Source organism: Halorubrum lipolyticum DSM 21995 (assembly GCF_000337375.1).
Lineage (GTDB): Archaea > Halobacteriota > Halobacteria > Halobacteriales > Haloferacaceae > Halorubrum > Halorubrum lipolyticum.
In genome coordinates, this window is the sequence record NZ_AOJG01000007.1 from 91,951 (window position 1) to 104,618 (window position 12,668).

The window sequence follows — 12,668 nt, forward strand, 5'->3', positions numbered from 1 at the left end:
GACCCGGCTATCGGTCGGCGTCGACGCGGTCACTTCACCAGCGTCGTCGGAACCGCCGTCTCCCGCAGGACGGCCTCGGCGACGCTGCCGATCAGCACTCGTGAAATCCCCGAGCGCCCGTGCGTGCCGAGCACGACGTGATCGAACCCACTGTCGTCGGCGTAGGCGACGATCCGACGCTCCGCCTCCCCGGTGAGGAAGGTGGCGGTCACGTCGCGGTCGCCGGCGACCTCGCGGACGGCCTGGAACACCGACGCGGCGGTCTCGTCGCCCACGCCGTCGAGTTCGTCGAGGGAAGCGCCGAACACCTCCTCGGTGTCCTCGGGAAGCATCTCGAGGTCGGGATGGGCGACGTGAACGACGGTGGTCTGCGCGTCCGGGAACGTTTCGAGGGCAAACGAGAGCGCCTCGCGGCTCAGCGGCGAGTCGTCCATCGCGACGAGCACGGAGTCTGCCATACGCCTCCTTCGACGGGCGAGCGTATCAATCCGTGGGGCCGTTCGGACGGAACGAGATTTCTCGGAGACCCCTCTCGGTCGCGTGAACACGTTCGGGAGAGGAACCAAACGGATGGGACGGAAACCCTCGAGACGCCGATGTTCGACGACCTCGACACGGACCGGCGGCCGCTGGTTCTCATCTGGGAGGTGACGCAGGCGTGCGGGCTCGCCTGTCGTCACTGCCGCGCCGACGCGAAGCCGGCTCGTCACCCCGACGAGCTGACGACCGCGGAGGGGAAGCGGCTCCTCGACGACGCGGCGACGTTCGGAGAGGGACAGCTCGTCGTGCTCTCCGGCGGCGATCCGCTCGCCAGAGACGATCTGCTCGATCTCGTCTCGCACGGCGACGATCGAGGGCTCCGCATGACGATCACGCCCAGCGGGACGGGGTCGCTGACCTCCGACCGGATCGAAGACCTCGCCGACGCCGGGATCCGGCGGATGGCGCTCAGCCTCGACGGCGCGACGCGAGAGAGCCACGACCGATTCCGGGGCGAGGAGAGCTTCGAGAGCACGCTTGCGGCGGCGGAAGCGGCGTCCGCCGCTGGACTGCCGCTCCAGATCAACACGACCGTCTCCGCGGAGACGGTGGACGAGCTCCCGGCGATCCGCGACCGCGTCCGAGAGCTCGGCGCCGTCCTCTGGAGCGTGTTCTTCCTCGTCCCCGTCGGACGAGGGCGGGTCCTCGATCCCGTCCCGCCGGAACGGGCGGAGGACGTGATGGAGTGGCTCCACGGCGTCACCGAGTCGGAGCCGTTCGGCGTCAAGACGACGGAGGCGCCCTTTTACCGACGAGTTGGGATCCAGTCCGACGGGGGCGAGAGCGCGGTCCGGCGGCGCGGCGGGATCACCGCCGGCCGCGGGTTCGCGTTCGTGAGCCACACCGGCGAGGCGTACCCGTCGGGGTTCCTCCCGGAGTCGGCGGGTAACGTCCGCGACCGGTCGGTCGTCGACATCTACCGGGACGCGGACCTGTTCCAATCGCTTCGCGAGCCCGACCGGCTGAAGGGGAAGTGCGGTGCCTGCGAGTTCCGGCGGGTCTGCGGCGGGAGTCGGTCGCGGGCGTTCGCGGCGACGGGGGACCCGCTGGAGAGCGACCCGCTCTGTCCGTACGTGCCCGAGGGGTACGACGGCGAGCTGCCGCCGAGCGTCGGCGGCGGCTCGGAGCGCTCTGCAGACGCTTTATAAGCGCAGAGTGCGCGGTCACGCGGTGTCGATCTCGACGCGAGCGCCGTCGCCGGGAATGTTCGTCGCGGTGATCGCCCGTCCTCACGGTTGTCTCCCCAGTGGACCGTATCTGCAGTAGCCCGTCTACCCAACTCCACACCCACCGGTTTCGCGCTCGTCTTCCGAGAGCAACGGAAACGAGAATCGGAATACAGATAGCCGCATAGCGGCAACGGGACATCTATCCAAATGACAGACGGTGACCGTTCCGAACGCGTTCCCAGTCAGCCAGTCGTTGTGCAAGAGGATACCCATCAGAACGAGATCCCAGACAATATCGACTCGGATCTCTACTCGACGGATTCCCCGACCAACTCGTTTCACGAATTCAAGATCGAGCCCGGTGACGACCTCGTCGAAGCGCTTCGCGACAACGGCTACACGGTCGAATTCAGAGACCGGTGATCGCCTCCGGTCTGCGATCTCGACGACGAATCGGGGCCCGCGAAATCGGGTGAGTCGAGAGCGGCGCTTCGCTGCTACGCGAGCGGCGTATCGACCTCAGTCGTCGTTCAGTACCTCGAGCAGCGCGTCGGCGATCGGCTCGGCGGTAGTCGGTATCTCGGAAGTGGATTCGGGCGGGAGCTCAAGCGTGACGGCAGCAGTTTCGGCACTGTGTGCGGAGCGTATCGCCGGTTCGACGACGTTGCGGAGCGGCAGATTGTCCGGTGTCGTTGCAACGATCTGTAGCAGTTCGTTCGGGAGGTTCAGTGACCGGTCAACGACGCCAGCAGTCGCACCGAAATCGCCGTTGGGGTCGTGCCCGGAAAGCAAGCCGCCCAAGTACGACCGGACGGCGTCGGCAGCGATGTCGCTTCGACTCCGATCAGTTGTCAACGCGAGCGTGTCCAGGAGAAGGGCCGTGTCAACAGAGAGGGGTACGACGACTTCTCCGGTCTCTTCAGTGCCACCGACCTGGCTCCCGGGATCGACGTTAGACCCGGTGTCCTCAACCGGTTGAGCGTCATCGGAACCGGTCGTCTCCGGCACCCCTTCTGATTCGTCGGACTCTGAACCCTCCCCTAACGGAGTGAATGAGAGGGTTTCGGGGAAGGGGTGTTCCTCGACGATCCGCTCCGCGTATGTCCGGGCGACCGACGGATTCGCCGGAGCGGTTGCAACTCCCTCGGGCCACGCAGCCTCGAAGATCTTCGCCGCGTCCATCGTGTTGGAGACGTACAAGATGGGAGATCCGCTTTTCGTCGACAGATTGCTGTGTTTCACATCGAGCGTGTCGATCCACTCTTTCAGCTGTTCGAGGCGGTCCCCACCGTCTCTCCCTCGGATCGTCCAGCCTCCGTCCACTCCGAGGTTTCCGATGTTCTCAAGCACCGCACGCACCATCGCGCGTCTGTGTTCGTCCGGGACCGGTGGGAGCGTCGCGACGTTCCGGGCGGAATCGGTCAGTCCGTGGTCCGCGAGGACGTCGAGGAACTCCGCGTTTGAGATTAGCGTGGTGGCTTGCACGGACTCCGGTGTTTCGAACTCGTTGATGGAGTAGTCGGAATCGACTGCGGCGGCGAACTCCGTGACGTAGTATCGCTTGTCTCCGGTCCGACCCAGCTGTAGTGCCCGTCCGTTGTTTCCCTGCTCGCTTATCGTGGACCGACTGAAGAGGACACCCAACCAGTACGCCTTCTCGTCCGTATCGATCGTCTCGAAATACGTTTCGTTGATGCTGACGCGCGAGTGGCCGGCCACGCTACGGATGTCGAGGTCCGCAGCCCGTTTCGCATCGTTCCACGAGCCGAAGGCGTTTTTGATCGCCGTCGACGAAGGCGAGACGTCCAACGAGTCATACTCACGCACGGTCGGAGACTCGCCGACGATTTCAGCGGCTTCGTGCAAGCCGTCAAGGCAGTTCCGCTGGTGTTGAGAGTACTCTGAATCACTCATCGTTGGCGCCTCGAGCGGTGTCAAGCGGATCGGAGAGCGAGTCGGAGCCCTCGTCGAGAAGCGCTCGTCGCAGGGCTGTCGGTCTATCGGCGTACTCGCCGGCGAACACGAGCGCGTCCAGCGTAGCGATGATGCTGCCCGGAAGCTCAACAGTGACCGACTCAGTGGCCGACTCCGTTCGTGTTTCGAGTGCGGAAGCGACGAACCCTTCAACGCCGTGGTCGCCGCCGACCGCTGCAGCCATCGTCTGTTGTCGCTTTGAGAGCGAAACGGGCACTTCCGTCCCGTTCTCGACGGTGACGTCTGTCCTGACATCGCCGTCGACGCTCGTTTTGAGATGGTCGCTGACGAGGTCCGCAACCACGGTACTCAACTCACGATCACTCTCGTCCGCGCGTGTTTCGAGGGCAAGTGCCGTTCCCGGAGAAACCGTTACGCTCACGATCTCCCGTTCGGTATCCGTGTTCATTTGTTTTCGCTCCGTGTGGAATGAGTCAATGGTATCACGTGGGACAGTTTGGGCAATCGGCCGTTAGTTCTGACTCCGCTGCAACCGGCGACGTACACTCTCGCGAATGAACGCCTCAGGGTCCGCCTCGGGTTGAGTTGAAACCGCTGCGCGTAACTCGCCACCCAGCGAGATCTCGATGGCCATCTCGTCGCCACTGATCGCTAACTCGTGAGCCAAAGCGGTTTCGACGAGCGCGTCGACAGTGTCGAACGGATCGCTCTCATCCTCGACGACGGCGGTGGCGATCGGAAGATGCCGCTCGGAGAGCTCCGCGGACAGGCCCGTCGTCTCGAACGCTCGTTCGGAGAACACCGGCGGAACCGGCTCTGACACGAGTCGTTTCAACAGCGTACCGGTTGCGTCCTCCACGAGCGACGAGAGGTCGTCGTAACGGCCCTCCGACACGGCATCTCGAGCGGCCGACAGCACGACCGGACTCACGGAGATGCCCTGTGGCCCCTCGTCCGGTTCGCCCGGACCGACGATCCCTTCGGTAGTGAGTTTCCGTCCGTCGCCGAGCGGGATCCGGTACACGCCGTCTTCGTCTCGGGGGAAGAAGATCGGGTCGTCTTGGGTGTAATCGATGCCGAGGCTCGCCGCGGCGTCACTGGCTAGCATCACGCCTCTGTCCCGGGGAGGCTCCGGCCACACTTGTTTGTATTCGGGCAGCGATCCGGGCTCACCGTCGCCGTCGCGGTTATCGCAGACCTCTCGGTACGACCTGTAACGGCGGAGCCATTCCACTAGCGTCTCGTGGACCGGCGTCCCGGCGACCTCGTCGCCCACGTCGGCCTGCCAGACGCCCGCTTCGTCTTTGTACGTCTTTACCGTGGAGCCGTGGAGCTCGCGGATGACGGCTTTCGTCGCGCGATACGGCCCGAGTGCGAGTCGGTACTGTTCGTAGTTCTGATTCCGCTCGTCGAAGGGGCCGTCGGCGCGATCGATACTCTCGGAGGCGTCACCGCCCGACCAGCTGGTAAGAGCGGGAGGTGCAACGTCGTCCTCATTTGCCGTATCGTACACGAGGCCTTGGATCGTGTGGAAGTGATCGCGGGCATCGTCACGGACGATCGGGGTGAGATCGTCGATCCGTTCCACCATCCGCACGCCGCCCCGTTCGAGTTCGGTGAGCGTGTCACTGATCGACTCGTCGACGGCGAAGCGGGGCGTTTCACGGAATCCGTCCCCGAGCGAGACGAACTCGGCGGCGCGCCCGAGCAGCGTCGCACCGTCCTCGACAACGTCCACCGCGTCGGACCGCGCCGGGGTCGGAACGACGTGGTAGAACTGCGCCTGCTTCTCTCCGGTGGGATTCCGAAGCACGCGCCCGATCCGCTGGACGAGCGAGGGGTTCACGCCGCCGCGTGCAACGTTGACTGCAACCTCAGCGTCCGGCATGTCGACACCGGTCCCGAGGAGGTTCCCCGGCCCGATGATGACGCCGCGGTCACTGTCGTTGAAGTCGTCGATGACCCCGATCCGGTCGACCGTGCTGTCTCCGAGCGCAAACACGGCCGCCTCTCCGTAGCGCTCGGCGAGTGACGACGCGAGCTCGCGGGCGGCTTCGTACGACTGGACGAGGACGACCGTCTTCGCCTCGGGCGCGTGTTTATCGACGATGTCGATGACCGACTGCTGACGCGGAGAGACGTTCCACCGCTGGACCTGTCGAGCCTGCAGGGCGGACGCGAACGCGTCGAACTCCGGAGCGTTTCCGCGGAGGTCGCGCGCGTCTGCCGTTTTGACGAACGAGCGGAGACGGCGGTACGTCGTCGGTTCCGGTGGGAGGGCTTCACGGGAGACACCGAGAGAATCGGCGTTCAGCGTCCCGTCCGCGGAGTCGTACGCGTCGACAAGCCGGGTTGTCAGTTCGGCCAAGGTCGTCTCGTCGCTCGACAGCGTCGGGACGTAGCTGACCGTCCACGAGAAATCGGCGATCACGCCTTGTTCGCGGGCCGTCGCGATATCGAACCGCGACACTTCACCGAGGTGCTTCTCGAGCGCGTCTTGGACGCCTTCGTCGCCGAGCCAGCCCTGATCGATCGATCCGGACATCGCAAGCACGGCGTTGCCACCCTCGGTGAGTCGCTCGAACAGGTCGCCCCATCCGCCGCTCGCTTGGCCGCGACTGTATCTGTGGGCCTCGTCGAGAATGATCAGGTCGTACTGACTGAATCCCTCCCGCTGGAGCAGCGCCTGAGAGGTGGCGAACTCGATTCGACCCCATCTGAGAGCGATCTCTCGGCGGCCGTCGACTTCCCTCGGTATCGTCCGCGCTTCCGGAATATCGAGGTGCGTGTCGAACTCTTGACGCCACTGAGACAACAGCAGGTCGTTGCCGGCGACAATCAGAACCCTGGGGGTGGCGTCGGTAGCCGGGCCGCTGTCGAGAGAGTTGTCGAACGGGCCGCGAGCCGTGTCGGCCTCGATCAGTCCCGAATCAACGGGGTGGAGTCCGCCCGCTCCGCTCGGGCTCAGGTCGCGATAGCGGGTCGCGATGGCCGCGAGGCCGAGGACCGTCTTCCCGGTTGCAGTCGCCATGTTGACGTAGCCGCGCTGACCCGCGTCGACCCAGCTCCTGAGCGCTTTTCGCTGGTGATCCCACAGCGGCGTCGTCAACTGAGGGCTATCGAGCAGGTGCGCGAGGGTATCGGAGGGAGTGTCCCCGTCGGGGAGTCGGTCAAACAGCTCCGTCGCGTAGGCGGTCACCGTCGGATCCGAGAAGAGCCGCGCGATCAGGTCCGCAGTCGAGTCGCTGTCGCGAAGCATCCGCAGACCCGCGCCGTCGTTCGCGTCACTACGGCTGCTCTCCTCGATCGCCGCCGTCGCCTGCTTCTCGACGATCGCTTCGATAGCGCGGTCGACATCGTACTCCTCGTCGGAATCGCCGAGCGCGTCTCGCAACCCGGTGAGTTGGAACGCCAGTTCGCCCACTCGCTGGTCGTCGTAACTGCGCAGCGTCTCTCGCAGCGTCTGTCCGTCACCGGCGAGCTCCTGAAGGCCGCTGACGTAAAACGAGCCGGTCGCGGTTCCGAAATTCTCTCTGTCTATCGTGCCCCCGAAATCGCTGTCCTTCGCGGCTTTCCCGACGCCGATCCCGTACAAGACGTCGAGGGCCGCTCGGTCGATCTGAGCGGGGTATTGCGCGACGGAGATGTTCTCGCGGGTGAGTCGATCGGCCTCGAACGACTCACTCGGTGTGTGCCGGTTATTCGAAACTACCTTGTCGACGTCGAATCCGGGGCCGGCCATCAGGTCACACCGGATCCGGAGAGCGCAGTGCCAGGTTGTTTCAGGGTGTCTTGTCTCACACAGCGATAGTATTCTCCTACGGTTATAAATCATGTTTGCCAACCAGTTCTCCTCAACAGTCGTCGATGCTACCGACTCGACCGGTCACCGATGCGCTCGACCATCGCGTACGTCACGAAGACGGTCGACGGCCACGCGCATGCGACGATCACAATGGCGGCGGCTACAGTCGTCGCGGGGGGAACGCCCCACAGCGCCCACAGCGTGTTTCCGGTCAAAGCCCACCCGGTCAGGAGCACGAACGGGGCCGCGGCGAACAGCTCCCATCCGAGAACGCGTCCCCCGCCGACGGCTCCGTCTCGAAGTAGGTCCGAGAACCCGAGGAGCAGAAGCAGGAGGCCGAAGGCGAGAGAGTAAAACAGCACGATAGCCAGCCCGAAATTCGCCGCCCATCCCGGTGTGAAGCCGACTACCGGACCGACAGACACCCACGGGGCGATAACGCTGGCGGGCTCGTTCTCAATGGCCCGAAACGGGATCCACCACCGGTACGGCGTGAACTCGACCGCGAACACGATCAGCGACGAGAACGCCCCGACAGACACGGCGAGCAGCGGGCTACCAGCCGACCAGAACACCGCTCCGGCCGCACCGAGACCGACGAGTAACAGCGGACCACCGATGAGGACCCCGGCGAACCTGCTGAACAGCAGTCCGCCGTTCGCGCTCCCCTGAGCGACTGCGGCAAGCAGAATAACCGGCCCGATCCCGGAGAGGAGTGCGTACAGCACGGCATCGTCCGGGTCGAGAGCCGGAGCGCTTCGGGGAGTCGCGCGCAGGACGGAGAGGGCGTCACGACCGAAGACGAACCCGAAGCCGGCGACGACCCCCATCCCGACCGACAGGCCTCCGGACATCCCCCCAATCGAGCCGAAGACGGCCGAGAGCAAAGACGATAACACGACGCCGGCGAGCGTGCGTGGATACCCTCTCCCGTTCTCGGTCGCCGCCGCTGAGCGACGGCGACGGTCGCTACCGGTCCCCGTCGTCGTTGTACTCGTGCTCGCACCCGTGTTCGCGCTCCCCCAGTCCGAGTGACTCGCTGTACCGGTCTGCGCGCCGTCGCCCGCGGTCGCGTTTGAACGGCTCGACGTCGATCGGCCCGACCGATCCCACCCAGCGTCCCCGGTCTTAGCCGTGCGCTGCTGGCTTGTCGTCTCCGACCCGCTCTCCGCCCAGGACTGACCGGTGCCCGTTTCGCTTGCCCCCCCGGACGTCGAGTCCCGAGTCGTTCTGTCGGTTCCGGCTGAGGCGTTCGCGGCGTCGTGGCCGCGATCGGTGTGGCCAGTCCGCCCCGACGCTGTCCGCTCGTCCGTCGACGCGTCGTGAGCAGACGATGAACCTTCCTCGCCCGCAGATTCGCCAGTTGACCTAGCCGGTTCCCATCCCCCCGGGTTTGCAACTCTGACGTATTCATCGTGACCCAAGCGGTCATATCGACGTCGCTCCGAGAATGACGTCAGGGTATCCCGAGCAGACTTGAGCCTCTTGAACTCACTTCTGGACCCACCTTGGTCCGGGTGGTACGTTTTGACGAGCGTCCGATACTGTTCCTGTATCTCGTCCGTGGAGGCGTCCGTTCCGACTTCGAGCAACGAATAGAACGGAGGGACATCGTCACTCATACTCGTACCCCTCCCAGTCGAACGAAGGAGTCTTTTCGTACACGTCTCGATATTCGTGTTCTAATAATTCCGAGTAGGTTAAATGAAGGGCCTTTGCCACCGCCCACGGGCGGTGGCCATACGCGGACAAATATATCGCAATTGCGCCCGGGCCGTGCGCGGCGACACGGACCGGAATTCGAGGCCGTTCCTCACCTGGAATCCAATACATCGCGGCACACTCGACGTCTTGACGGTAACGGAGAGGACCAACGAGTTCCTCCACCTGTGCCCAGTCGGTGGCTCGACCGACCGCTTGTCGCCTGTCACCGGAGAATGGAATAACGCCATCGACGCGATTGAGGTCATCAGCTGTCAGGGACACGGTCTCACCCGCAGCGGCATCTATCGACGCGACGGAATCGCGTTTGAGGTCCGCGCGTTTCTCTGTTTTTGCAGGCCATCGAACACCTCTCGGGGGCGTCTTTGTGGGGACGTAGTAGACGGTATCAGGAGACGCGAGCACGACGCCATAGGTCGCGGTGACGATAACGTCCATCACCGGTCCCCTCCGTTGCTACCGGTCTCGACCGCGAGACCGAGCGAAACGACCACAATCGTCAGTGTGGGGGCGTTAGCCACGAACCCCGCGACATCGAGTCCGATCAGACACAACGCGATCGCGCTCCCCATCTGGAAGCGGCGGAGGGTAACGTAATCCAACAGGACAGGACGAAACACGACGGACAGCATAACGAGCGAAACTCCGGAGAGCGCCGCGGCGAGCGACCGTCCGACGACCGCCCACTCGGTCGTCAGCCCAGTCCACACCCACGGCATCATTCCGTCACCGGGGAGTACGACTGTCACCTCGCCAGTAACGACGCTCGCGAGTACATCGAGAATCATCAAACACGTTACGGCGCCGCCGATCGTCAGCAGCGAGGGGACCCAGGAGGGCGTGGAGCCGTTAACGATGTCGAACGCGATGACCCACAACACGACCACCGTGAGAAGGGAGAAACCCTCTACCCAGAGCGCGTTCTGAGAGGCCGTCGCGACGGCTGCGGAGAAGGCGGCTGCCGGGAGCTGTACGGCCCCGATGAGACACACGAGTTTCAGTCCCCGTGCTCGGCTCGCGGAGAGCCTCGCGAATACGATCGAAATCGCTGCTGGGCCGCCGAACACGACTGCCCCGAGCCCGATTGCACCGGTAAGCGAATCCAACGCACCGGACGTGACCATCGACTGGTAAATCCCGGTGAACGGCAGAAGCATCACTACCGCAAGCGCCTTCGCCCCGGGAACTGCCAGCAGCTGCTGGACCCCTGTTGACGCACGCTGAAGGCCTCCCGGAAGTGCGAAAGAGAGACTCATCGGCCGCCCCCCAATCCACGGTGACCTGTAGACCGGTCTTTTTGAACCGAGTTTACAGGAAAGTATCCGGCTGCCGCCACGGTGGGAGTTGAACACTGTGCCACATCGGTAGGCTTGGTGGGACACACCATTGAGATATGCCGACCGACGGCAGCGTAGGGGGCTTCCAACCAGTAGTTGGTGTCGTATCATCCAATACGACAGGCAGAATATATTACTCTTTTGCCCAGAGGGATCCGGACCGACAGTGCGCGTCGTGCAGCGCCGATCGGGACGAATCGGTGACTCGTGTCGCTCGAGTGGACCGGGAGAGGTTTCACGGTCGGCCAGCACGTACGGCTCGTCATGACGCGCCGTCTCCCGGAGTTACCGTCGGAGCTCGCTATCGGCGACAGCAGGCAGCCTTCACAACCAGACAGCAGCCCCGCGCAACGGAAAGACCTGATTACGGAATCCAACTTGATTTCGGGGTGGAACGAATACGGGGACGTGGTGGATAACGCGATCACCGAGGCGTCGTTAGGCTCGAACATCGAAATCGGAGCGCGTTTTAGCCCACAGATCGTCGATAAGGCGATCCGTTTTGTCACCCGTTCGAGAGTGTTCAACGCAGACGGGCTGTGTGTGAGCGTCACCGAAGACCTCGGAACGTATCCGGTCGAAAACGACGCCAACTACAGTTGGGAGGCGTATCACAGCCACAACTCCGGCGGATGGGACGCCGGCGAATACACCGCGGAATTCGTCGTCTGGGACATGAATCAGCAAGTGACGTCAGCGCCGGTAGAGACGACGTTCACAGTGGTCGGAACTGTCGAACCAGAGTGAGTTCTCCCACGAGTCTGTCGCCGTGAGCCGGAGCTTCGTCACGGAAACCACGACCTCGGCGAGTAGTCTCCGATCGGGGTACTCCGGAGGAGCAAAATGAGAGTAGAACGATAGAACGAGCGTCTTCCTATGTGTGAACGATGTAACGAAGAGCATGACGACGACTACGACGGAGATTCGATCGCGGAAAAACGCCGGAAAGCGGTCGCCTCGATAATTACTCGTCACCCGGAGTTGGGACTTCGACCGGACGACGTGACGTTTCGATTCGTCCCGAAACACAAGCGACAGTGTCTCCGGATCAACTTGAACACCGACGCGCCTCGATACGAGATCCACGTGCCCAAATCGATGGGGCAAGCGATGGCGGGCAGCCCGCCTCTGTCCGGTGTGGCGATGGCGGCGTGTCTCGAAACGGGGAACCCCTACGAGGAGACGTGTGACGTGTTGGCCGTGCCCTCCGACACGCACCTCGAGGCCCTGTTCCTCTCCGAGGAACCGCCGGTCGACCTCAATCGAACCGAATCACCGACTCAGAAGACCAGTTTTGACTCGACGATCACTGACCTCCATTCGGACGAGTAGTTCCGGATCTTCACCGTCGAGTGGAGCGCGGTTTTCGACGCCGACGCGCTCGACGACGCAGCCGAGGCCGCGACGTCGTCGAGGGCCGTCTCCCGCGACACCGGACGCTGATCGCTTGTGCGTGCGCGCGAAGGTCGAACCGTGGGTTGCACGAGTCTCTCTCACCCGTCGGCGAACGATCTGTTGTTCATCTAATTTTCGCCGCTGATATTCATGCCAGTAACTACATAAGTGGAGCCTACCTACTGTATAATAACCAGCTAACCGATCGGAACGGGTGGCCGTTTCGTCGGTGGACCGCTGGATTCAAACTATGAAACCAAGCAACGTGTTCAATTCGGAGGACCGTGCGGTGAGTCCCGTGATCGGAGTCATCCTCATGGTCGCGATTACCGTGATTCTGGCTGCCGTTATCGGGACGTTCGTGCTCGGTCTGGGGGACCAGTTAGGAGATACCGCACCGCAGGCAACCTTTACAATTGATGGAAATGATACAAGTAGTATCGATATTTCTAAAACCGGTGGACAGTCGCTTGAGTCGGCTGATCTCTCGCTTTATATCGATGGTGAGCTAGCCAATAGTTCCATTGCTAGTGATACCTGGGAGACCGGAGAACGGAAGCAAATAAACTACGACAGTGGATTTAGTGGCGTCAGTGGAGAGGCTGTAGTTCGGATAGTTCACGACCCGAGCGGGAACGCGATCTTCGAACGGACATACGACTTCAGCTGATCGCGTAGCTCGTTTATCATTTCCAGCGCCTTTCTATTCTTGTTCGATCCTGCGAATCAGACACTTCGTGTTGAACTGCTGGACCGTCGCTGGAT

12 protein-coding genes are annotated in these 12,668 nt (G+C 63.2%); 5 read left to right on the forward strand and 7 right to left on the reverse strand.

Annotation, left to right across the window (positions count from 1 at the left end):
• Positions 1-29: 29 nt before the first annotated feature.
• Positions 30-458 carry a universal stress protein gene (locus tag C469_RS02695; RefSeq protein ID WP_008003649.1) on the reverse strand — a complete coding sequence of 143 codons (429 nt, stop codon included), beginning with the start codon at positions 456-458 and terminating at the stop codon, positions 30-32.
• Between the two features lie 138 nt (positions 459-596).
• Here C469_RS02695 and C469_RS02700 point away from each other — a divergent pair, with 138 nt between their 5' ends.
• The gene (locus tag C469_RS02700; RefSeq protein WP_008003651.1) at positions 597-1,688 is read left to right on the forward strand and encodes a radical SAM protein; all 1,092 of its coding nucleotides are present in this window, start codon (positions 597-599) and stop codon (positions 1,686-1,688) included.
• A gap of 228 nt (positions 1,689-1,916) precedes the next feature.
• Positions 1,917-2,132: a hypothetical protein gene (locus C469_RS02705; RefSeq protein WP_049910953.1), complete on the forward strand. Its 216-nt coding sequence runs from the start codon at positions 1,917-1,919 to the stop codon at positions 2,130-2,132.
• Between the two features lie 96 nt (positions 2,133-2,228).
• Here C469_RS02705 and C469_RS02710 read toward each other — a convergent pair whose 3' ends face one another.
• The 6 genes from C469_RS02710 to C469_RS02730 form a co-directional block, all read right to left on the reverse strand.
• Positions 2,229-3,623, reverse strand: a complete 1,395-nt coding sequence (locus C469_RS02710) for a homing endonuclease associated repeat-containing protein (RefSeq protein ID WP_008003654.1) — start codon at positions 3,621-3,623, stop codon at positions 2,229-2,231.
• Positions 3,616-4,092, reverse strand: a complete 477-nt coding sequence (locus C469_RS02715) for a hypothetical protein (protein ID WP_008003655.1) — start codon at positions 4,090-4,092, stop codon at positions 3,616-3,618. Before C469_RS02715 ends, C469_RS02710 begins: the two co-directional genes overlap by 8 nt.
• Before the next feature lie 63 nt (positions 4,093-4,155).
• Positions 4,156-7,386: a DEAD/DEAH box helicase gene (locus C469_RS02720; RefSeq protein ID WP_008003656.1), complete on the reverse strand. Its 3,231-nt coding sequence runs from the start codon at positions 7,384-7,386 to the stop codon at positions 4,156-4,158.
• Between the two features lie 128 nt (positions 7,387-7,514).
• Positions 7,515-9,071, reverse strand: coding sequence for a J domain-containing protein (locus tag C469_RS16175; RefSeq protein WP_082230090.1), 1,557 nt, complete (start codon positions 9,069-9,071; stop codon positions 7,515-7,517).
• A complete protein-coding gene (locus C469_RS16620) occupies positions 9,064-9,609 on the reverse strand; it encodes a hypothetical protein (protein ID WP_147587232.1) in 546 nt (181 codons plus the stop codon). The genes C469_RS16175 and C469_RS16620 overlap by 8 nt, the downstream gene beginning before the upstream one ends.
• Positions 9,609-10,427, reverse strand: coding sequence for a DUF5794 domain-containing protein (locus C469_RS02730; RefSeq protein ID WP_008003658.1), 819 nt, complete (start codon positions 10,425-10,427; stop codon positions 9,609-9,611). The genes C469_RS16620 and C469_RS02730 overlap by 1 nt, the downstream gene beginning before the upstream one ends.
• Positions 10,428-10,715: 288 nt before the next feature.
• Between C469_RS02730 and C469_RS02735 the strand changes: the two genes are divergently transcribed.
• The 3 genes from C469_RS02735 (at position 10,716) to C469_RS16180 (ending at position 12,573) form a co-directional block, all read left to right on the forward strand.
• Positions 10,716-11,255, forward strand: a complete 540-nt coding sequence (locus C469_RS02735) for a hypothetical protein (RefSeq protein ID WP_008003659.1) — start codon at positions 10,716-10,718, stop codon at positions 11,253-11,255.
• A gap of 129 nt (positions 11,256-11,384) precedes the next feature.
• Positions 11,385-11,840, forward strand: coding sequence for a hypothetical protein (locus C469_RS02740; RefSeq protein WP_008003660.1), 456 nt, complete (start codon positions 11,385-11,387; stop codon positions 11,838-11,840).
• Between the two features lie 313 nt (positions 11,841-12,153).
• Positions 12,154-12,573, forward strand: coding sequence for a type IV pilin (locus tag C469_RS16180; protein WP_082230091.1), 420 nt, complete (start codon positions 12,154-12,156; stop codon positions 12,571-12,573).
• Positions 12,574-12,668 lie beyond the last annotated feature (95 nt).

What these genes read in the sequence shown, in the direction of transcription:
- C469_RS16175 (WP_082230090.1), bottom strand. Translation starts at nt 9,071, where the DNA reads ATGAGTGACGATGTCCCTCCGTTCTATTCGTTGCTCGAAGTCGGAACG.
- C469_RS02705 (WP_049910953.1), top strand. Translation starts at nt 1,917, where the DNA reads ATGACAGACGGTGACCGTTCCGAACGCGTTCCCAGTCAGCCAGTCGTT.
- C469_RS02715 (WP_008003655.1), bottom strand. Translation starts at nt 4,092, where the DNA reads ATGAACACGGATACCGAACGGGAGATCGTGAGCGTAACGGTTTCTCCG.
- C469_RS16180 (WP_082230091.1), top strand. Translation starts at nt 12,154, where the DNA reads ATGAAACCAAGCAACGTGTTCAATTCGGAGGACCGTGCGGTGAGTCCC.
- C469_RS02720 (WP_008003656.1), bottom strand. Translation starts at nt 7,386, where the DNA reads ATGGCCGGCCCCGGATTCGACGTCGACAAGGTAGTTTCGAATAACCGG.
- C469_RS16620 (WP_147587232.1), bottom strand. Translation starts at nt 9,609, where the DNA reads ATGGACGTTATCGTCACCGCGACCTATGGCGTCGTGCTCGCGTCTCCT.
- C469_RS02700 (WP_008003651.1), top strand. Translation starts at nt 597, where the DNA reads ATGTTCGACGACCTCGACACGGACCGGCGGCCGCTGGTTCTCATCTGG.
- C469_RS02730 (WP_008003658.1), bottom strand. Translation starts at nt 10,427, where the DNA reads ATGAGTCTCTCTTTCGCACTTCCGGGAGGCCTTCAGCGTGCGTCAACA.
- C469_RS02740 (WP_008003660.1), top strand. Translation starts at nt 11,385, where the DNA reads ATGTGTGAACGATGTAACGAAGAGCATGACGACGACTACGACGGAGAT.
- C469_RS02695 (WP_008003649.1), bottom strand. Translation starts at nt 458, where the DNA reads ATGGCAGACTCCGTGCTCGTCGCGATGGACGACTCGCCGCTGAGCCGC.
- C469_RS02710 (WP_008003654.1), bottom strand. Translation starts at nt 3,623, where the DNA reads ATGAGTGATTCAGAGTACTCTCAACACCAGCGGAACTGCCTTGACGGC.